The organism is Lentzea aerocolonigenes (genome assembly GCF_000974445.1).
In the GTDB taxonomy this organism is placed as follows: Bacteria; Actinomycetota; Actinomycetes; order Mycobacteriales; family Pseudonocardiaceae; genus Lentzea; species Lentzea aerocolonigenes.
In genome coordinates, this window is the sequence record NZ_BBOJ01000007.1 from 181,864 (window position 1) to 202,614 (window position 20,751).

13 protein-coding genes are annotated in these 20,751 nt (G+C 70.5%); 1 reads left to right on the forward strand and 12 read right to left on the reverse strand.

The window, feature by feature from the left end; genetic code table 11:
* Positions 1-6: 6 nt before the first annotated feature.
* From AOM45_RS15470 to AOM45_RS15480, 3 genes are all read right to left on the reverse strand, one after another.
* Positions 7-1,485: a cellulose binding domain-containing protein gene (locus tag AOM45_RS15470; RefSeq protein ID WP_236703617.1), complete on the reverse strand. Its 1,479-nt coding sequence runs from the start codon at positions 1,483-1,485 to the stop codon at positions 7-9.
* Positions 1,486-1,684: 199 nt separating this feature from the next.
* Positions 1,685-2,902, reverse strand: coding sequence for a hypothetical protein (locus tag AOM45_RS15475; RefSeq protein ID WP_156094445.1), 1,218 nt, complete (start codon positions 2,900-2,902; stop codon positions 1,685-1,687).
* Between the two features lie 284 nt (positions 2,903-3,186).
* Positions 3,187-4,788 (reverse strand): PHP domain-containing protein, encoded by a 1,602-nt coding sequence (locus tag AOM45_RS15480; RefSeq protein WP_051784769.1) that lies wholly within the window; start codon positions 4,786-4,788, stop codon positions 3,187-3,189.
* A 390-nt stretch (positions 4,789-5,178) separates the two neighbouring features.
* Between AOM45_RS15480 and AOM45_RS15485 the strand changes: the two genes are divergently transcribed.
* Positions 5,179-6,240: an AraC family transcriptional regulator gene (locus AOM45_RS15485; protein ID WP_030473658.1), complete on the forward strand. Its 1,062-nt coding sequence runs from the start codon at positions 5,179-5,181 to the stop codon at positions 6,238-6,240.
* Here AOM45_RS15485 and AOM45_RS15490 read toward each other — a convergent pair whose 3' ends face one another.
* From AOM45_RS15490 to AOM45_RS15530, 9 genes are all read right to left on the reverse strand, one after another.
* Complete coding sequence (locus AOM45_RS15490; RefSeq protein WP_051784767.1) at positions 6,241-7,632, reverse strand: aldehyde dehydrogenase family protein; 1,392 nt, start codon at positions 7,630-7,632, stop codon at positions 6,241-6,243.
* The gene (locus AOM45_RS15495) at positions 7,629-8,954 is read right to left on the reverse strand and encodes a flavin-containing monooxygenase (RefSeq protein ID WP_030473656.1); all 1,326 of its coding nucleotides are present in this window, start codon (positions 8,952-8,954) and stop codon (positions 7,629-7,631) included. Before AOM45_RS15495 ends, AOM45_RS15490 begins: the two co-directional genes overlap by 4 nt.
* 42 nt (positions 8,955-8,996) lie before the next feature.
* On the reverse strand, positions 8,997-10,145 hold the full coding sequence (locus AOM45_RS15500; RefSeq protein WP_051784766.1) for an MFS transporter: 1,149 nt from the start codon (positions 10,143-10,145) through the stop codon (positions 8,997-8,999).
* A gap of 3 nt (positions 10,146-10,148) precedes the next feature.
* Positions 10,149-11,030, reverse strand: coding sequence for an SDR family NAD(P)-dependent oxidoreductase (locus AOM45_RS15505; protein WP_030473654.1), 882 nt, complete (start codon positions 11,028-11,030; stop codon positions 10,149-10,151).
* Between the two features lie 168 nt (positions 11,031-11,198).
* Entirely contained in the window at positions 11,199-13,211 is a 2,013-nt protein-coding gene (locus AOM45_RS15510; protein ID WP_030473653.1) for a cellulase family glycosylhydrolase, read from the reverse strand.
* A gap of 12 nt (positions 13,212-13,223) precedes the next feature.
* On the reverse strand, positions 13,224-14,678 hold the full coding sequence (locus AOM45_RS15515) for a glycoside hydrolase family 43 protein (protein WP_030473652.1): 1,455 nt from the start codon (positions 14,676-14,678) through the stop codon (positions 13,224-13,226).
* Complete coding sequence (locus AOM45_RS15520; RefSeq protein WP_030473651.1) at positions 14,675-16,735, reverse strand: alpha-galactosidase; 2,061 nt, start codon at positions 16,733-16,735, stop codon at positions 14,675-14,677. Before AOM45_RS15520 ends, AOM45_RS15515 begins: the two co-directional genes overlap by 4 nt.
* The gene (locus tag AOM45_RS15525) at positions 16,732-18,714 is read right to left on the reverse strand and encodes a beta-galactosidase (protein ID WP_035913896.1); all 1,983 of its coding nucleotides are present in this window, start codon (positions 18,712-18,714) and stop codon (positions 16,732-16,734) included. The genes AOM45_RS15520 and AOM45_RS15525 overlap by 4 nt, the downstream gene beginning before the upstream one ends.
* Complete coding sequence (locus AOM45_RS15530) at positions 18,711-20,747, reverse strand: glycoside hydrolase family 31 protein (RefSeq protein WP_051784764.1); 2,037 nt, start codon at positions 20,745-20,747, stop codon at positions 18,711-18,713. Before AOM45_RS15530 ends, AOM45_RS15525 begins: the two co-directional genes overlap by 4 nt.
* Positions 20,748-20,751 lie beyond the last annotated feature (4 nt).

Sequence of the window (20,751 nt, forward strand, 5' to 3'; positions counted from 1 at the left end):
CCGCGACTACCAGCCGAGGGACAGCCCCGCGAGGTAGTCGCCGAGCTTCGTGGCGATCAACCTGTGGTCGCGCGCCGAGAAGTGCCAGTCGCACCCGAGCAGGTCGAGCGCCGAGTCCGCGAAGTTCCAGTACCGGACTCGGCTGTCGCCCTGGTTGGTGCGGTCCTGCACGACCTGGCGCGCGGCGTCGGCGAACGCCCCGGACGCTTGGGGCACGCCGACGATGATGGTCGTGCCCGAGCCGTAACGGGTGCGCAGCTTCTGCAGGAAGGCGACGTAGGCCGAGCGGTACGCCGCCACCAGGCTTTCCTGGGTGGGCCACTGCTCGCCGGGCCTGAGCGCGGTGGAGAAGTCGTTGGTGCCCAGGCCGACCACGACGACCTGCGGCTTCCAGGTGCCGGGGTTCTGCCAGACGTCGCCGTCGACGTGCAGCAACGCCCGGTCGTAGTACGTGCGGTAGCTCGTGCCGGGGTCTCCGCCGTTGTAGTTGCGCACCATGCCGCGGCCGGAGAACGCGTTGACCTGGTAGTCGGCGTTCAGCGCGCGGGCGGTGAGGGCCCCGAAGCTCACGTCGGTGTTGGTGTTGCGGGCGACGCCGCCGTTCGAGGAGCAGTCGCGGGTGGTGGAGAGGTTGCCGTAGCCGGCGGTCAGCGAGTCGCCGATGAACTCGATCTGCCGGGACCTGGCCGCGGGCTTGGCCAGGATCGACCCGCCGCTCGCGGCGACGAACCCGCCGAACTCCCCCGCCGCCCACGGGCTCTCGGTCCGCTTGACCAGCCGGACGCGGTGCTCGGCGTTGCTGAGGTTGTTCACCCAGTGCGTGACCTTGCCCGGCGTCACCAGCGTCGCGACGGTCGTGCCGTCGACCTGGACGTCGTAGTCGTTGTTCGAGTCGTTCAGGACGACCCCGACGCCGGTGCCGCGGAACCGGCCCTCGAAGTAGACGCCGGGCCAGCTGTACTGCCCGGACTTGGTGACGCGGCCCGCGGTGTGCGCCTGGGCCAAGCCGTCCGGTGGAGGCGGCGCCTGACCCGTGCACGAGGTGCCGTTGAGCGCGAAGTCGGCCGGGGCCGGACTCGTCGAGCCGTTCACGACGAAGCCGATGCCGGCGCTCGCGCCGGTGGCGAGCGAGCCGTTGTAGTTCACGTTGTCGACCGCGACCTGCGCGCCGGTCTGGCGCACCGTCCCGTTCCAGATCTGCGAGACCGTCTGCCCGCCGCCGAACGACCACGTGAGACGCCAGGAGGTGACCGGGTCACCGAGGTTCGTGACGTCCACCTTGGCGATGAAGCCGCCCTGCCACTCGTTGGTCACCTCGTAGGCGACCTTGCACCCGGTGGCGGCCGAGGCCTGCGGGACGCTGATCGTGACTGCCGCCAGCGCGGCGGTGAGGACGGCCGCGGCCGCCGACTTGGACCGGTACACCTGTGTACCTCCGTACATCCACTGTGGACGGATGAGGAAGCCTGCGAAGCGCTTCGACACGAAGCGTAGCGAACAACCTTGTCGGTTCACAGGTGGTTGTGCCGCAACGTGTTCACGCGAATCGACAACACCTGCTCGAACGCCGTCGAACCCCCGCGTTCGAAGGATTCGACGATCGTGGTCGAACGTCGTCGAACCGCGGGTCCACAATGGACCAGGATCCACAAAGGCGTGCCCCGAACCCGTTACCCGTGAACGGCTACGGTCGTGGGGCCTGCTCAGCCGGGTCGGCGCGACGCGGGGACGTGCGCGCGCCGTAGCGGGCCAGGTAGACCGCGCGTCCCGCGAGGCTCACCTCGAGGTGTTCCAGCACCGGTTCGAAGAACGTCTTGCGCTGGGCGGCATCGGTGACGATGGTCGCGATGAAGTACAACGTCGAGAAGGCGGCGATGAACAGGCACACCTGCACCAGGTCGTTCGCCATCGGGAGCTGGACGCCGAACAGCTCGCCCCGGGCGGGATCGTGGCCCACCCACGACTTCACGGCGGCGTCCGGCACGGTGAGCTTCCCGAGCACGGCGAAGGCCGCGAAGACCACCGCCGCGAACACCAGTGCCTGCAGCATCTGCGTGAGCAGCAGGATCAGCAGCATGTTCGCGCGCTCCAGCCCGGTCAGCGGCGGCGTGGTGCCCTCAGCCGGCGCGCTCGCACCGCCGAACGGATCAGCGGGCAGAGCACTCACCCGGTGACTCCAGCCGGTGCTCAGCTCGCGGAGTTCCGCGGCGAACACCGACCGCAGGAACAGGCCGCCCAGGACCGCGAAGAAGCCGAGAACCAGCAACATCCGGCTCCTGGAGATCTGCCCGGCGCTCTGCCAGATCTCCGCCGTGTAGAAACCGAACGTCGTCACCAGCAACAACAACGGCATGGCGCGGCTGGTCATCGTCCCGACGCTTCGCAGCTGACGCAGCGCCGCCCGCAGTGCCCACCCGAAGATCGACCCCATGCCGACCGCGGTCAGCACGAGCAGCGCCGCCACCACGAGCAGAGCGGCGAGGCTGCCCGTCAACGCGGGTATCAAGATGGCCGAGCCGTCGAGCAGGGTGGCCGCGAACGGCCACACCACCACGTAGCAGCCGATGATCACCAAAGCGACTTCGAAACCGCGGTCGTCCAGGGCTCGATCGCGTGCCCAGCCCGCGGTGAGCCACGCACCGACGGCGGGGAAGACGACCGACCCGGCCAGCGCCACGGTGTAGAGCACCAGGAAGAGGGGATTCTCGAGCCGCGACTGGAACTCGGCGTCCCCGTCGACGAAGGTCAGCACGGCGTACAGGACGTCGGTCAGCCCCAGCCACACCACGGCGGGAACGATGCGGACCGCGAGGTTCTTCTCCAGTCCACGCACCACCGCGGGCAGGCCCCGGCGGCGGAACCACTGCTCGACCTTGCGCGAGTCCAGTTCGGACATACCCATGTGTTCGATCATCCCCACCAAGTCGGGCGCCACCTCCAGCTCGTGATGAACGGCACTTTTGTCCATTTGAGACGGACAAAAGCGCCGTTCATCACGCGCGTTGCAGCCAGGTGGCCGGTGGTTCCGGACAGTCGGCGCGTGCGGCCCGCAGTACCGGTGCGGTGTGCTGGAAGCGTGCACTATAACCGCGAAGGGATTCCACGAACATGCTCAGACCCTGCGTCGTCCGTACCGAGGCGCGGTGGGTGCCGCGCCTCACCACTCCCGGGCGCGGTACCCGCCGTTCAGCGTTCTGCAGCGGCGAAAACCGGGTTCGAGTAGAACCAGAGGTCTTCCCACGGGTCGGACTTGCCGGCCACGTCGATCGCCGGACCGGCCGGATCCACAGCCGCTCCGTGGTAGCCCGGAGCGCTCCGCTTGCCGTCGGTGCCGCGGACCCGGACGTAGAACGGCCCGTCGACGGTGATCCGGTGGACCAGTTCGACGGTGCCGGTCCGCCGCCGGACATCCCATGACCGCACGACTTTCGTGTGCGGTGTGTGGAACACGGACCGATCAGTGACGGGGCCGGTGATCCCTCCGACGATCAGGTCGACCCGCGCGAGCTGGGGCACGAAACCGGCGAAGTTGGGCTGGTCGGCCACATCGATCCGCACCACCACCTCGACCACGTCACCGCGCCGCACCCGCAGCGTGCCGCCCATCGCGACGCCGCCCGCGCCGGATCCGCGCCGGCGCAGCCGCACGTCCAGGCCGGCCACGAGATCGCCGAGGCAGACCCACATCCGGCCGGCCCGCATCGCCCGCATCACCTCGCGGTGCCCGCGGTGCGTCACGCCGACCCAGGTCTTGTTGTAGGCGCCCGGCGGGAACGAGCTGTACTCCGTGACGGGGCGACCGGCGTTCACCGGGTCCGGGAAGCGGCCGGTGCTGTTGAACGTGTGCCCTTCGCTGTCGTACGGCACGTTGTCGTAGCCCTGCTGGTCCAGCTTGTCGACCGGGTTCTTCATCCAGTCCCCGCAGCCCTGGTGGCCGTCCGAGGTCGTGGTGATCCACCACGGCTTGCCCTCGGCGAGCAGGCTGTCCCAGAGGCCGCCGACCGTGGAGGTGGCCCAGTCGAACCCTCCCCAGGTGCGGTAGCTCTCGGCCGGATAGCCGGGGAACGAGAACTTGCCGGGGGCCGAGTCGTACAACCCGCGGCCGCGCGCCATGCCGGGCGCCGGCAGGCCCGCCGCCTGGTGACCGGGCGCGCCCTCCATGCCGATCACGACGCTCGGCGCGGCGTCCCTCCAGTTCCTGGTCTCCTGCGGGGAGTTGATGCCCAGCCGCGACGGGTGGTTCGGCAGCACGAGAGCGTCGTCGATCCGGCGCGCGGCCACGGCGTCCTTCAGAAACTTCAACGCCTCCAACGCGATCGCCTCGTTGGCGGGCGTGCCGTCGCGCGTGCCGTTCACCCGCGCGTCGAACCGGGTGACGAACTCCTGCAACACACCGGCCTCGTTGCGACCGGGAGCGAGCATCAGCGTGGTGTGCTCGCCCGCCGGGATGTTCCACTCCAGGCCGGTGAACACCAGCACGTCCTCGTACGCGCGCCGCGCCGCCGCGATGTCCGACGTCAGCGGAGGAACGCTGTGCGTCGCGAACGGGACGTTGCCGTGGTCGGTGATCGTCAACCAGCTCAGGCCGTGTCGCCGCGCGCGTTCGACCTGGGTGGCCACCGGGTACATCGCGTCGTTGCTGTACTGACTGTGGATGTGGTGGTCGCCTGCCAGCCAGAGGTACCCGTCGCGGCGCTCGTCGTGCGCGTGGGCCGGTGTGCCGCTGAGCACGGCTCCGGCCGCGAGACCGGAGCCCAGCAGGAACCGGCGCCTGTCGGTCTGTCCCATGATCACGCACCGCTCGCCGGTGGTGCGGCCACGGCGGGGACCGCGGCCGACGACTGCACACTCGCCGCCAACAAGCCAACGACAGCAACAGATCTGGTCATTCGGACCACGCGCACCGCACGACTCCTGACTCATGTTCGAGCACGACGCCGCGAGGCTAGATCGACGCGAAGAACTTTCACATATCGCGGACATGACAACTCCGTGTACACAAAGCAACGAACACCGGGAAATCCGCGCATCGCTCGGTTTTCGCGAAAGACCGTCCACTGCGGACCTGGCGTCCGACAGTCGAATTCGACGACCGGCGGGGTGCTGTTCCGGCGAACGGGTGAACGGGCATGATTTGCGTGCTGCCCGGAGCGCAGCGACGAGGAAAGGACCTGTGCGATGCCCGCCCAGCCGCACGCCGGAGCCGGCCCGACCAACCGCAGCACGTCCGCGACCATCGCGCCGTTCATCCTGCGGTACCTCGTCACGGTCACTGATGACCTCAGCGCGGATCTGCGGCCGGCGCTCGCGCACGCCGGTCTGGACGAGACCGTGCTGGCAGCGGCGGACCTGCGGGTGTCCTACCGCCAGGGCAGCGAGGTCATCCGGCACGCCCTGCGCCTCACCGGCAACGACCACCTGGGACTGCGGGTCGGTGCCCGGCAGCACCCCGCCGCGTGGGGCCTGATGGGGTTCGCCCTCATGGCCGCCGACACGCTCAAAGACGCCGTCGAGACGGGCGTGCGGTTCCAGAACCTCTCCGGCGCGATGGTGGTGTGGTCGGCGGGGCAGGCCGACGACGGCTTCACGCTGTGGGCCGACCTGCCTGATCCGGCGGTGGACCCCGGCGTCGGCACGTTCCTGATCGAGGAGGCCTTCGCGAGCGTCGTCACCGTCACGCGGTTCACGCTGGCCGAGTTCCGGCCGCGGCAGGTGGAGTTCGCCTTCCCCACCCCGCCGGACACCACGCCGTTCGCCGACCTGTTCCGCTGCCCGGTCCGCTTCTCCGCACCTCGCAACGCTCTCGTCTTCCCCGCCGGGTCCGGGCGCACCGAGATGCCCTCCCGCGACCCGGTCACCTACTCCTCCACGCTCGCGGTGCTCGAGAGCCAGGTGGCGTCCCGGCGCTCCCGCCAGGACCTGCTGGAGGTGCTGGAGGTCTCGATCGCGCAGAGCCTGCCGGACGTGCCGACCTTCGCCGAACAGGCGCGCAGGCAGGCGACGGGTGAACGGACGTTGCGCCGCCGTCTCGCCGAGTGCGGCACCACCTACGAGGCGCTCGTCGACGGCGTGCGGCGGGAGCGGGTCGAACAGCTGCTGCGGCAGCCAGAGCTGACGCTGACCGACATCACGCGCCGGACCGGGTTCTCCGACGTCCGCGCGCTGCGCCGGGCGATCCGCCGCTGGCACGACATGACCCCGTTGCAGCTGCGCGGCACGGTGCTCGACCAGGACGACTGATCAGCGCGTGCGCACCCACGTCGTCTTCTCCCTGGTCCACTGGTCGAACGCGGTCGTGGACTTCTCCGCGCCACCGAACCCCGACTGCTTCCAGCCGCCGAACGGCGTGGTGATGTCGCCTTCGCTGTAGGAGTTGACCGAGATGACGCCCGCGTGGATGCCGCGTGCCAGCCGCCAGGCGAGGTCGATGTCCCGCGTCCACACCGAGGCGGCGAGACCGTAGTCGGTGTCGTTGGCGAGCCGGACCGCTTCCTCCGCGGTGGTGAAGGTCTGGACGGTGACGACGGGCCCGAACAGCTCGTCGGTGAGGACAGCCGATCCGTAAGGGACGTCGGTGACCACGGTCGGCGGGTAGTACGCACCACCGGGGTGCAGGCCGTCCGGCAGGTCAGCGGCGTGCACGCGGGCACCGGCCGCGCGGGCCTCGTCCACCGCCTTCGCCACCCGGTCCCTGGCGGTGTGACTGATCAGCGGGCCGATCCGGGTCGCGGGGTCGGCCGGATCACCGACGACCAGTGCGCCGACGGCCGTGACGAACCGGTCCACCACCTCGTCGGCGATGTCGCGGTGCACCAGGACGCGGGAGCCCGCCGTGCAGTTCTGGCCGGCGGTGAGGAACGCGGCGTCGACCATGTTCTCGACGAGGTCGCCGAACCCGAGCGCGTCCGCCATCAGCACCTGCGGGCTCTTGCCGCCCATCTCCAGCGACACGCGCTTGAAGTTCGTCAGCGCGGCCGTGGCGAGCACGAGACGTCCGGTGGCGGTCGAGCCTGTGAACGAGAGTGCTCCCACCACCGGATCACCGGCCAGTGCGACACCCGTGACGGCACCGTCGCCCGGCAGGACCGTCAGCACGCCGCCGGGCAGACCGGCCTCCTCGGCGAGACCCGCCAGGCGCAGTGCCGACCGCGGTGTCTGCTCGGCGGGCTTGAGCAGCAGGCAGTTCCCGGCGGCGAGCGCGGGGCCGATCTTCCACGCGGCCATGGCGAGCGGGTAGTTCCACGGCAGGATCGCGGCGACCACCCCGACGGGCTCGCGGGTGATGACGCCGAGGTGGCCGGGGCCGGTGGGGGCGACGCGGCCGAAGACCTTGTCCGCGGCCTCGGCGAACCAGCGCACCGACTCGATCGCTCCCGGTACGTCACAGGTCCGGCACTCGGTGATCGGCTTGCCCGCGTCCTCGCAGTCGAGCCGCGCGAGGACCTCGGCGTCGCGTTCCATCAGGTCCGCGAGTCGCGACAGGACGGCCGCGCGTTCTCGCGGTGACCGCCGCGACCAGCTCTCCTGGGCCAGCGCGGCGCGTTCGGCAGCCGCGGTGACCTCGGCCTGGGTGGTGACGGGCAGGGTGGTGATCAGCTCGCCCGTCGCGGGGTTGCGGACTTCGAGGCTCACACCGCCTCCTCGTACCGGAACGCGGCGGGCGCCGGAGGCCTGCCCTCGGTCGGCCAGCCCATCTCCCTCGCCAGCTTCGTCACGTGCTTCAGGTACGCACCGCTGTCGACGTACCCGGTGTGCCGCGGCGAGTCGACGAACTTGAGGCCACCGCTGAGGTCGGGCCGGTCCTCGCGGATCATCCGCGTGAACCGCTCGGGTCCACTTCGGACGTACGAGGCGATGAGCTGCGCCTGGAGGTCGAAGAGCTGGTAGGCGCCCGAGTTCGTCTCGATGAACCCGACCCCGCACAACCCGCGGTGCTCGCGGGAGAACACCGACAGGTACAGGTCCGGGTGCTGTTCGTCGCCGAAGTACCGCTGCGCCACCGGAACCGCGTGGCGGTAGCCGGTAGCGAGCAGGACGAGATCGAACTCGTCCCAGGTGCCGTCGGTGAAGACCACCGTCTTGCCGTCGGTGTGCGCGATGCCGGGCTTGGCCGTGATGTCGCCGTGCCGCAGGTGGTGGATCAGCATCGAGTTGACGACCGGGTGCGTCTCGAACAGCCGGTGGTCGGGTGCGGGCAGGCCGAGCCGCGCGGGGTCGCCGTCGAACATCCTGAGCAGCGCGCCGAAGACCTTCTGCTCCAGCCACTTCGGCAGGTGCGGCCCGGTGTCGGACAACGTGTCGACCGGGCGGCCGAACAGGTGCTTGGGGATGAACCAGTAGCCGCGGCGCATGCTGATCACGGCGTGGTCGGCGGTGCGTGCGGCGTCGCAGGCGATGTCGCAGCCGGAGTTGCCCGCGCCGACGACGAGCACCCGCTTGCCGCGCAGCTCGGCCGCGTCGCGGTAGCCCATGGTGTGCCGGACCTCGCCGGTGAAGTGTCCCGGCAGCTCGGGGATGTTGGGGTGCCACTGGGAACCGGTGCACACCACCACCTGCGCGTGCACGGTGCTGCTGCCGTCGGCCCTGGTGACGGTCCAGGTGCCGTCGGCGTTCTTCTCGACGTCGCGGATCTCGACGCCGAACTCGATGCGCTCGGTCAGCCCGTACGCGGCGGCGAAGGACCTGAGGTAGCTCAGGACCTGCCGGTGTGAGGGGTAGTCCGGGAAGTGGTCGGGCATCGGCCACCCGCCGAACGCCGACCTGGTCTTGCTGGAGATGAAGTGGGCGGAGGAGTACATCGGGCCGCCGGGGTTGTCGATGTCCCAGATGCCGCCGACCGCGGTGTGCCGTTCGACGTGCGTGTACGGGAGACCCCTGTCGGCCAGTGCCCTGGCCACCGCGAGCCCGGCGGGCCCTGCTCCGATCACGCACGTGTCAAGTTCGTTGTCGTCCACGAGCCCGCCTTTCTCTTTCAGCTCAACGTATTGATGTGACGCTCACGGGGAACTGACCGCATCGGCCACAACAGGGACCTCAGCGGCCGCTGTCGTCATCCGCAGCAGCGGCACCGACACGATCACCATGCCCATCGCGAACACCGCGCCCAGCACCGCGGCGCCGGCGTTGTCCAGCAACAGCCCCACCACCAACGGCCCCGCGCCCGTGCCGAGGGCCGAGGCACCGCTCAGCGCGGCGACCAGGCGTCCGGACGGGTCGAGCACCGCGGCCGCGGCGATCATCTGCACCAGCACGGCCAGCTGACACGCCTGCCACACCACCACCGCGACCGTGAACAGGACGGGCTCGTCGCTGATCACCGCCACCGCCATCGCGACGGCTTCCACCACCACGAACGCCGCCATCGACCGCAGCCGCCCGAACCGGCGTGCGGCCGGTGCGCCCACCACCGCGCCGGCGAGTGCCACGACGCTCGACACCGCCAGGACGACGGACACGGTCGTGGTGTCCATGCCGACGTGTTCGCGGCCGAAGATCGCGGCGTAGGCCCACGCTCCCTGGGTGATGGCCCACAACGCGGCGGTGCCGAGCAGGAGGACCACCGAGGGCTTGCCGGGTCGCGTCCCTGCCGCTGTCACGACCGGGCTCTCCGGCAGCCTCGCCACCAGGAACCAGGCGGGCGCACAGCTCGCCGCCAGCAGGAAGAACCCGGCACCTGCCCACCAGTCGTTCGCGATCGGCACCGCCACGATCATCAGCGCGGCGATCGCGACCGTGCCGGCGACGGCCACCGCGGACGCCTTGCCGGAGTCCTCCACGGCCGCCAGTGCCGCCGTGGCCGCCGCGTAGACGACACCGAGTCCGGCTCCCAGCACGAGGTTCGTCAGCAGCAGGGTGACCGGGTCGGCCGCCACGCCGACCCACAGCGCCCCGAACGCGGTGAGCGCCAGGCCGAACCTCGCCATCGCGACCCGCCCCGGCCTCGCCGCGCGGGCCGCGAGCAGCAGCGTCACGACGGCGGTCGCGGTCAGCTGGGCCGCGCCGATCAGGCCGGCCCCGGCGCCCGCCAGCCCGGCGCGGGAGGCGAAGTCGTCGATGAACACCGGCATCACGTTCGTGCCCGCGCTGCCGACCGCGACGCCGGCGACCAGCGCGACCGCGACCCCGAGGGACAAGTTCTTCGCCACCGCTCAGCCCGCGCGCTCGGGCACGAGCTCCCAGCTGCCGCCGTTGCGCCGGGCCAGGCCGCGGCGCTCCAGGTCCTCGAGGTAGCGGACCATCCCGCGGTCACCGCGCTTGCGGAACAACGGCAGGATCTTCGGCAGCAGGTTGGGCACGAGCATCGCGAGCCGGGTGGTCCACGACTCGCTCGGCCGGGCGTAGGCCTCCAGCCGCGGCTTGTCGAGCATGCTGACGGCGGCCGCCACCACGTCGGACGGCTGCTGCGGCGGCTCCTGGAACTGCATGGAGTTGCCGCCCTCGACGGCCTCCCGGCGCAGCATCGGCGTGTCGGTGGCCGACGGCAGCACCGATCCCACCAGGATGCCCTTCTCCCGCAGGTCGAGACCGATCGCCAGCATCGCGCCGCGCAGCCCGAACTTGGACGCGCAGTACACCGGCGTCTCGCCCAGCGGGAAGATGCCGGCGATCGACACGGTGCTGATCACCCGCGGGTCGCGGGACTTCCACAACAGCGGGATGGCGAGCCGCGTGGTGACCAGCGGCGAGGTCGTGTTGAGCGTGATCTCCCGCTCGATGCTGGCGATGTCGCGCTCGTCGAACCGTTCGGTGCTGGTCATGCCGACGTTGTTGACGAGCACGTCGAGCCGGCCGTACTCCTCGCCGATCCGCTCGAGCACCTGCTCGATCCGCGCCCAGTCCATCAGGTCGCAGCCGATGCCGAGGTGGCCGCCGCCCGGCAGTTCCTCCGCGACCTTCTTCGCGCGGACCTCGTCGATGTCGATGACGACGCACTGGGCGCCGCTGGAGGCGAACCGCCGGCACATCGCGCTGCCGATGCCGCCGGCGCCTCCCGTGACGGCGATGACCTTGTCCCGGAAGTCGTAGCTCATGGCGGTGACCACCTCTTCGTGACTCGTTTTCTCGTTGTCACGAAGCTATTGGCGTGCGGCGGCGCTGGAACTGGCCGGCGAGGCCACAGAGGGAACCGCAGCGGCCAAACGCGGAACCGCCGAAGACCGTTCGCGGCCTTCGGCGGTTCCTGTCTCAACTGGAGCGGATCAGGCGGTCGTGCCGGTGACCGCGCTCCCCGACTTCGTCACGTGGTAGGAAACCTTGGTGCCGCTCCAGTAGTGGAAGGTGAGCGTCACTCGCTGGTTGTCCTTGACGTTGCTGAAGAACTCCGGCTTCAGGGTGGTCAGGCGGTCGGTGTAGTTCGGCGCGAACGCGTAGTCGTACTCCTTGAAGGCCGTCCAGTCCTGGGGGCCGGCGAAGGTGCCGTCGTCGTACTTGGCCTCCATGGTCGCGAGCTGGTCGCCGCGGAAGTTCGTCGGGATCTCGAACTTGCTCGTCGTCCCGGTCGCGTCGGACAGCACCGGCGCCTCGTAGGTGATGACGTAGAACCGCCACGGCACGCCCTGGGAGAAACGGGCCGTGAGCACGGCGTTGACACCGTAGGTCCGCGAGCCGCTCAGCTTCGTCAACGCCGGCGCGGTCAGGGTCAGCTGGTCGCCGTCGATCGTGTAGTCACGGCCACGCGACAACTCGATGTTTCCGTTGTACAGCCCCGAGAACTTCGCCCCGTTGAGGTTGAGCGCGATCGTCCTGGCGGTGATGGTGCTCGGCTTCGCGAGGAACACCTGGTCGGTGGCCGCCGTGGCGGACCGGGTCGTCCAGCTCGACTTGATCTGCGCGAAGAGCTGCGGGTCCTTCCACTGGAACGTCGTGCGGTCGAAGTGCTGACCGTTGTCCCACAACATGGTGGTGATCTTCTTGGTGCGGGCGTAGTAGCCGACGTACTCGAAGAACTTCAGCTTCTCGCCCTGCTCGATCGTGCCGACGTGCCGGTCGAACCCGAGCAGCCCGAACTCGCCGAGAATCACCGGGATGCCCTTGGCGATGAAGCTGTTGTGGACGCGGTCGAACGAGTCGGTGTCGAACTGCTGGGCGGTGGCGTCGTAGCGGATGCCGCCCGCGACGTTCGCGCTGAACGGCCAGTAGCCGTAGGAGTGCACGGTCGCGATCAGGTTGGGGTCGTGCAGGCCCTGGATCTGCTCGACCAGCGGGTCGACGTACTGCTGCTCGGTCGAGGTGTGCAGGGTCGGCAGGACCAGCAGGCGGGTGGCGTCGTTGCCGCCCGAGCGGCGCACGATGTCGTGGAACGCGGCGTTCAGCTCGGCGTTGAGCGCGATCTCCTGGGGCTTGCCCGTGCTCCCGGCGAACTGCGGCTCGTTCCAGCTCTCGAACATCAGCTTGGGCCCGAACTCGGTGAACGCGGGCGTCAGCTGCTTCCAGATGCTGGTGAACTGGGCCAGCACGCGGTCGTGCTCGGCGGGCATCTTCGACATCCACTGCCACGAGTCGTGGTGCACGTTCATCAGCACGTACAGGTCGCGTGCCAACGCCCAGCGCACGACCTCCTTGACGCGGGCGAGGTAGTCGGCCTCGATCGTGTAGTCCGGTGCCGGGCCCTGGTGCTGCCCCCACGTCACCGGGACGCGGATGCTCCGGTAGCCCTGCGCCTTCACGTTGTCCAGCAACGCTTCCGTGACGCGCGGGTTGCCCCACGACGTCTCGTCGGGGCCGGTGGCGTCGAGCGTGTTGCCGAGGTTCCAGCCCGGCTCCATGGCCGCCGTGTGCTCCATCGCGGTGAGGCTCGGTCCGCCGTGGACGCACGTGACACCGTTGAGCGAGAACGACAACGGCGCCGTGTTGGCGTGGCCCCAGGTGCCGTTGAGGCCGAAGGTCACCGTCGCGTTCGTCGCGATCTTGGCGTTGTGGCCGGAGTTCTTGGCCGTGACCACGTCGTCGGACTCGCTGACCTGGGCGTTCCAGCCGTGGCCGAGCTGCTGGCCGGTCGGCCACTCCCACTTCAGCTCCCAGCCGTCGAGTGCGGGGCCGAGGTTGGCCACGGCGACTTCGGCGGTGAAACCTCCCTGCCACTGGCCCTTCACCGTGTACGTGACGCGGCAGCCCGCCTCCGGTGCCGCTGCCGACGCCGGGGCGACGGCCGTGGCCAGGATCGTGCACCCGGCCACCACTACACCGAGAACTGTCCGTGCTTTGCGGAACATGAACCCTCGCAATCAGGTGAGCGGCTGGTAGTCGAACCAGTCGAATCCGACGGTGCCCGCGGTCGCGTACATGCCGATGACGCGGCCGGTGAAGCCTCCGGAGACCTCGGTCGAGAGGTACTTGCCGTCGAGCGTGGCGAGCGAGGTGACCGTGCCGTCGGCTTCCTCCACGCCGAACGTGAGGGTGTCGGGCCCGGAACGGGCCTCCCACATCGTCTTCCTCTCGTCCACCTGCACGACGAGGACCACCGGCCCGTCAGGTGCCGGGCGGGACGCGACCACGGTGCGCAGCGGGCCGATGCGGGCGAGGACCCGGACCTCTCCGGACGCCACCTCGATCTCGTAGTGGTGTTCCTCGTCCAGCCGGACCGCGAGACCGCCGCTGCCCTCCGCCGGGTCCAGCAACGTCCGGGCGCGGCAGGACAGGTGCTGCTGACGCCGGCCGACGAAGATCACCGCCGGATCGTCCACAGAGGACCCCCGCGCGTGCAGGGTCAGCCACCCGGAGCGTTCCTTCGTGGTGCAGTGCTGCTCGGAACGGTCGCGCAACGACACCCAGCACGGTCGCAGCTCACCGGCGTCGAAGTCGTCCAGGTCCGCCACGGCGCCGGGGTCGCCGGACGTCAGCTCCCCCACGACCGGCCAGCCGTCGGACCAGGTCACCGGCGCCAGGAACGTCTCACGGCCGAGCACGTGCCATCCCGGCGTGCCCCCACCGGGCCGCACGGCGAGCAGCACCATCCACCACGACCCGTCCGGTGCCTGCACGAGATCGGCGTGGCCGGTGTTCTGCACGGGCTCGTCGGTGCTGCGGTGCGAGAGGATCGGGTTGGCGGGACACGGTTCGAACGGGCCGTTCGGGGACGGGCCGCGCGCGATCGAGACGGCGTGGCCGCGCTCGGTGCCGCCCTCGGCGATCATCAGGTACCAGTGCTCACCGATCCGGTACAGGTGCGGTGCTTCCGGGGCCTTCGCCTTCGGGGTTCCGGACCAGAGCCGTTGCGGCGTCCCGAAGGTCTCGCCGGTCGACGGGTCGATCCGGTACTGCTGCACTCCGGCGACAGTGCACCAGCAGTTGCCGTCGTCGTCCCAGGCGAGGTCCGGGTCGATGCCGCCGACGTCCGGCAGCAGCACGGGGTCCGACCACGGTCCCGCCGGGTCGGTGGTGGTGAAGACCATGTTGCCGCCGCCGTGGCTCACGCTCGTGACGATCAGCCAGAACCGGCCGTCGTGGTGGCGCAGCGTCGGCGCGTAGATTCCGGCCGACGCCGGCGTTTCCGCGGTCAGCCGCAGCTGGCTCGGCCGGTCCAGCGCGTTGCCGATCTGCGTCCAGTGCACCAGGTCGCGGCTGTGGAAGACCGGGATGCCGGGGAAGTACTCGAAGCTGGAGCAGACCAGGTAGTAGTCCTCCCCCACGCGGCACACGCTGGGGTCGGGGAACATCCCCGGGATCACTGGCTGGGTCACCCGTCAACTCCTCTGGTCGTGAGCCGGTACAGCACCGCGGACGGTGCGGTGGGGAGGGTCAGCGTCAGCTCCGCGGTGTCCTGCCGCCACCACGCGACCGCGGGCGAGGCGGACGGGTAGAGCCGTTCCACCACGACGTCCACATGGGACAGATTGGGCAACTTCAGGACCGTGGTGTCCTCACCGCCACGACGCCAGACGGTCAGGTACGTCGTGGACGACGTCGACGCGGCGAGGGCGAGCCACGGGTCGTCCCAGCCGGGAAGTCCCAGTGGCCACGAGGGAACGGACTGCGGCAGGTCGGCGCGGACGGCCTTGTACACCGCCACCGCCTCGTGCACGAGCGCACGCGCCTCTGGTTGCAGGTCGGCGATCCGGCCGGACAGGTGGATCCGGCCCAGGAGCGCGTTCGTCATGGTGAACGCGACCTCGTCGAGCGAGTGCTCCGGCTGCGGATAGGCCCAGACCGCGGCCTGCTCCGGGGTCATGGCCGTCGGCGCGGCGGCCGCGATCGACGCGTAGCGCTCCAGGTGCTGCTGGTCGCTGGTGGACTGCAGCTGCGTGCGCGACAGCAGCGCGTGGTCGATGCGCATGCCGCCGGACGCGCAGTTCTCCAGCACCAGGTGCGGGTGACGGTCCAGCACGCCGTCGAGCCAGTCGAGGTGGGCGCGGTTGTGGCCGAGCAGCCCGTCCGCGGGGCTCTCGCCCTCCCGCGAACTGGTGCCGGAACCCGGGTTGATGTTGTGGTCGAGCTTCAGGTATCCGACACCCCAGCCGGCCAAGCGGTCCACCACCTCGTCCAGGTGGGCGCGGGCGGCGGGGTGGCGCAGGTCGAGGTGGTGGCGGCCGACGTCGGCGACCCGCACGCCGTCACGGCGGAAGAACGCCTCGTCGGGCAGACTCCGCGCGAGCGGACTGTCGACGCCGATGACCTCGGGCTCCAGCCACAGCCCAGGAACCATGCCGCGCTCCTGGATCCGCGTCAGCACCTCCCCGAGCCCGCCGGGGAAACGGCTGCGCGACGCCTGCCACGCACCGACCGTGCCCCACCAGCTCTCGCCCTGCTCGGCGTACCAGCCGGCGTCGATGACGAAGTACTCCGCACCGGCGTCGGCCGCGGCGTCGATCAACGGCAGCAGCTCGGCCGTGGTCGGGTCGCCCATCAGGCAGTTCATGTAGTCGTTGAAGATCACGGGCAGGCCGGTGTGGTCGGGATGCGGCCTGCGGCTCGCGCGGCGGTACCGGGTCAGCGCGGCGAACGCGTCGTCCGGCCCGCCGTCGGCGCTGAACGCCAGCGAGACGGGCACGGTGCGGAACTCCTCACCCGACGCCAGCACGCGGTTCCAGCCGTGCTGGAGCTCCACCGGCCCGGACAGCGCCACGTAGCCGGTGCCGCCGAGCTCACCGCACTCCCAGGACCAGCCACCGCCGTTGTGCTCGATCTGCCAGACCCACGTCCGGCCCGTCTCGCGGTCGGTGAGGCCACCCATGGGCAGGTGGCCGTTGCTGGACCACACTCCTTTGCCGGCAACGGTGAACGCGCTCTTGTGCCGGTAGTCGGCCAGCCGTCCGTCCCGGTCCGGTGAGCTGAGGCGCAGCGGTTCACGCCGCCACCGGCCTTCGGCGTTCCAGTCGTTCTCCGCCCACAGCACGTCGGCGCTGTCCGGCGGGCCGGCCGTGAGACCGCCCAGCACCAGCGAGGTGACCGACTCCAGCCGCAGCGGAGCACTCCCCTCGTTGCGCACGGCGACCTCGGCGCGGACCGCGGGAACGCCCTGCGGTGAACGGAAGGTCACCTCCACGGCCAGACCGCTCACGTCGTCGTGCAGGTCGAGGACGAGCACCTCCCAGTCCTTTTCGGACGGTGTGCGGTGGCCGCGGTACCGCAGCCGTCCGCCGATCACCGTGTCGACGAGGCGGTTGCTCGACCAATGACAGCCGTGGTCCGTGGTCGTCACCTCCACCAGTGGCAGCGACGTGCCGCTGCGGCGCACCCCGTCGTCGGTGACGTCGAACTCCCACTCCAGGGCTTCGTGGCCCCAGCGGATCGTGATCATCGCGGCCGCCTCTCCCGCAGCACGGCGCAGCCGCCCGGCGGCAGTGTCGCCACCGGTTGCCCGGTGAGCAGGTCGTGGGTCCTCGCGAGCAACGGCACGGTGTCGGCGCGGTGGTTGAGCACGACGTGCCAGCGGTCGCCGTTCGCGGCCTGCCGGGTGACCGCTTCGACGCCGGGAGGCAGGCCCGGCAGGACCGGGGTGACCCCGGCGTCGTCGAGCAGCTCGGCGACGAGCGCGCCGTAGTCCGTGCTGTCGAGCCGGGTGGACAGGTACCAGGCCGTGCCCCTGCCGCACCGGTTCTTGGTGATCGCCGGGGATCCCGCGAGCATTCCGTGGGTGTAGGTGGCGACGACCTCCGCACCTTCCGGCCACAGCGACTCGCTCCACACCGTGCCGTGCGCACCGTCGGAGAGCGTGATCCGCTCGTCCTGCCGCAACGGCCGGTACTCCACGACCCGGATGCCGAGCGCCTCCCGCAGGGGTGCGACCGGATAGCCACCGAGCCGTGCTTGGGCGCGGTCGTCGACGACTCCGCTGAAGTGCTGGACGAGCAGCGTGCCCCCGCCCTCGACGTACCGGCGGAGGTTCTCCGCGCCGGCGTCGGACAGCAGGTACAGCGCCGGGGCGAGCACGAGCCGGTAGCGGCCCAGATCCGCTTCCGGGTGGGCGAAGTCGGCGACCAGTCCGGCGTCCCACAACGCGCGGTGGGCGGCGCGGAGCGAGGAGTGGTAGTCCAGGTCGGACGACGGCAGGCCGTCCGAGTTCAGCGCCCACCACGCGTCGGAGTCGTGCAGCACGGCCACGTCCGCGGTGACGGTCGACCCGGCTAGCTCGGCGAGGGCGGCGACGGCGGCACCGGTCTCCTTCACCTCGGCGAAGACGCGGCTGTCCGGTCCGGCGTGCGGCACCATCGCCGAGTGCCACTGCTCGGCACCGGCCTTCGACTGGCGCCACTGGAAGAACAACGCCCCCTCCGAGCCGCGCGCGATGTGGCTCAGGGAGTGCCGCAGGATCTCGCCGGGGTCCTTGGCCAGCGTCCGGCCGCGGTCGTAGACGGTGCTCGTGCCCTGTTCCATCAGCAGCCACGGCCGCCCGCCCGCGAACGACCGGGCGCGGTCGGCGGTGAAGGCGGCCTCCGCGGCCGCCTCCAGGCCGGGCGCGGACGGGTAGAAGTCGATGGAGACCAGGTCGACCTCGCGGCTCAGCGCCCACAGGTCGATGTTCTGGTAGCCGGGCAGCATCATGTTGGTCGTCACCGGCCGGTCGCTGTGCGCGCGGATCGCGTCCCGCTGCTCCGAGTAGGCGGCGACCACCTCGTCGGAGAAGAACCTGCTGAAGTCCAGCAGGAGCCCGGGATTGCGGTGCCACTGGGTGGCGCGCGGCGGCAGGACCTGCTCCCAGCTGCCGTAGCGCTGGCTCCAGAACGCGGTCCCCCACGTCTCGTTCAGCACGTCCAGCGAGCCGTACTTCGCGCGCAACCACACGCGGAACGCGGCGGCGGTGTGGTCGCACCAGCACAACGTCACGTACTCGTTGTGCACGTGCCACAACGCCACGGCCGGGTGGTCGCCGTAGCGTTCGGCGAGCGCGGAGGCGATGCGGCGGGCCGCGGCGCGGTAGGCGGGAGCGCTGAGGCAGTACGTGTCGCGGCTGCCGTGCACCAGCCTGGTGCCGTCCCGCGTGACCGGCATGGCGTCCGGGTGCGCCAGGGTGAACCACGGCGGCGGCGAGGCGGTCGGGGTGGCGAGGTCGACCGCGACTCCGTTGGCGTGCAGGCGATCCAGGTGCTTGTCGAGCCACTCGAAGTCGTAACGGCCTTCCTCTGGCTCCAGCAGTGCCCAGGAGAACACGCCGACCGTGGCCAGGTTGACCCTGGCCTCGCGCATCAGCTGGTCGTCCTCCTTCCACACCTGCTCGTCCCACTGCTCGGGGTTGTAGTCGCCGCCGAACGCGAGGCCGCCCAGCCGGTTGGTGATCACGCCTCCTCCCGCACGGGCAGGCTCGCGCCGTCACGCAGGAACAGCGGGATGCGATCGATCGGTGCGGCGACGGTGACGGTCCGGCCGCCCTCGTGCTCCTCTCCGCTCCACACGTCGGCCCACCGCGCACCGGCGGGCAGGCAGACCTCGCGCTCGCGGACACCCGCCTCGGTGACCGGCGCGACCAGCAGGTCGGGTCCGAGCAGGAACGCGTCCTCGACGTCCCACGCCGCCGGGTCGTCCGGGAACTCGAGGAACACCGGCCGCATCGGTGGCACACCGGTCTCCGAGGCCGTGCGCATCTGCCGCATCACGTACGGGCGCAGGCGTTCCCGCAGCCGCAGGTGCGCGGCGAGGATCTCGTAGGTCTCCTCGCCGTAGGACCAGACCTCGTTGGCCAGACCGGTCATCGCGGGCTCCAGCACCTGCTCGTCACCGCGGAAGCCGTGCAGGCGGAACAGCGGGCAGAACGTGCCGTACTGGAACCAGCGCACCAGGACCTCGCGGTAGGCGGGGTCGTCGGGGTCACCGCCGTGGAAGCCGCCGATGTCCGTGGTCCACCAGGGAATGCCGGACATCATCACGTTCAGGCCGGCCTTGATCTGGGTGCGCAGCGAGGCGAAGTCGGTGGCGATGTCCCCGGACCACAGCGCGGCGCCGTACCGTTGCGCGCCCGCCCACGACGAACGGTTGAGCGAGATGATCTCGGTCTCGCCGGCCGCCTTCAGTCCGTCGTGGACAGTGCGGGCGTTCTCGCGCGGATACAGGTTGCCCACTTCCAGCCCGGGACCGGCGTGGTAGCGCAGGTTGTACTGGTGGCCGGGCTTGAGCTCGGGTTCACCGGCGTCCAGCCAGAACACCTTGACGCCGAGCTCGTGGTAGCCGCGCCGGATGCGTTCCCAGACGAACTCGCGGGCCTCCGGGTTGGTGGCGTCGTAGAACGCGACCTGGGCGGAGTACGCGCCGAGTCCCTTGTCCGGCCAGTCCGCGTGCGCCATCGGCCCGAACTCCGTGCCGATGAAGAAACCCTGGTCCAGCATCGGGTGGTAGTTCTCGCTGGCGGGGCTCACCGACGGCCAGACCGAGACCATCAGCTTGACGCCCATCTCGTCGAGCTCGCGGACCATGCCCGCCGGGTCGGGCCATTCGGCGGGATCGAACTTCCACTCGCCGAGGTGCGTCCAGTGGAAGAAGTCGCAGACGATCACGGACAACGGCAGCCCGCGCCGCTGGTACTCGCGGGCGACCTCCATCAGCTCGTCCTGGGTGCGGTAGCGGAGCTTGCACTGCCAGAAACCCGAGGCCCACTCGGGAAGTTCGGGGGCGTGACCGGTCGCGTCGGCGTAACGGCTCAGCACGTCGGCCGGTTGTCCGGCGGTGATCCAGTAGTCGATCTGCCGGGCGCTGTCGGAGACCCAGCGGGTGCCGGTCTCGGCCAGCTCGACGCGGCCGATGGCTGGCGAGTTCCACAGCAGGCCGTAGCCGCGGTCGGAGACCAGCAACGGGATGGTGACCTCGGCGTTGCGCTGCACCAGGTCGATGACCGCGCCCTTCTGGTCCAGCAGACCGTGGGTGTGCTGGCCGAGGCCGTAGAACCGTTCTCCCCGGTAGGCCTGGAAACGCTGCTCCAGCCGGTGGTAGCCGTTGCCCGTCGCGGTGGCGAGCCGCGGGCCGGGCCACCAGAAGTGCGCGGACTGCTCGGCGAGCAGCTCGGTGCCGTCCTCGGTCCGCAGGAACGTGAGCCGTCCGGCGGACGCGCCGAGCTCCGGGGTGAGCTTTCCCTCGGTGCCGGCGTCGACCCTGACGGTGATCCTGCCGTTGACCAGCGTCGCGTGGTGCTCGGCGATCTTGATCTCCGCGTCGCCGCCGGAGGGAGGGGTGTCCAGCAACGCTCCCGGCAGGTCCTCGGCCAGCGGACCGCCGGGGGTCGCCCTGACCCGGACGGCATCGGGGCCCCACGCCTCGACGCGCAGGGTCTCGCCCTTGGCGCGCCATTCGAGCGCGGTGCCGAGGTCTCGGAAGTGTGTGGGCATGCGG

Coding starts and splice junctions, on each gene's coding strand:
- AOM45_RS15475 (WP_156094445.1), bottom strand. CDS start 2,902: ATGGGTATGTCCGAACTGGACTCGCGCAAGGTCGAGCAGTGGTTCCGC.
- AOM45_RS15480 (WP_051784769.1), bottom strand. CDS start 4,788: ATGGGACAGACCGACAGGCGCCGGTTCCTGCTGGGCTCCGGTCTCGCG.
- AOM45_RS15485 (WP_030473658.1), top strand. CDS start 5,179: ATGCCCGCCCAGCCGCACGCCGGAGCCGGCCCGACCAACCGCAGCACG.
- AOM45_RS15505 (WP_030473654.1), bottom strand. CDS start 11,030: ATGAGCTACGACTTCCGGGACAAGGTCATCGCCGTCACGGGAGGCGCC.
- AOM45_RS15510 (WP_030473653.1), bottom strand. CDS start 13,211: ATGTTCCGCAAAGCACGGACAGTTCTCGGTGTAGTGGTGGCCGGGTGC.
- AOM45_RS15520 (WP_030473651.1), bottom strand. CDS start 16,735: ATGATCACGATCCGCTGGGGCCACGAAGCCCTGGAGTGGGAGTTCGAC.
- AOM45_RS15530 (WP_051784764.1), bottom strand. CDS start 20,747: ATGCCCACACACTTCCGAGACCTCGGCACCGCGCTCGAATGGCGCGCC.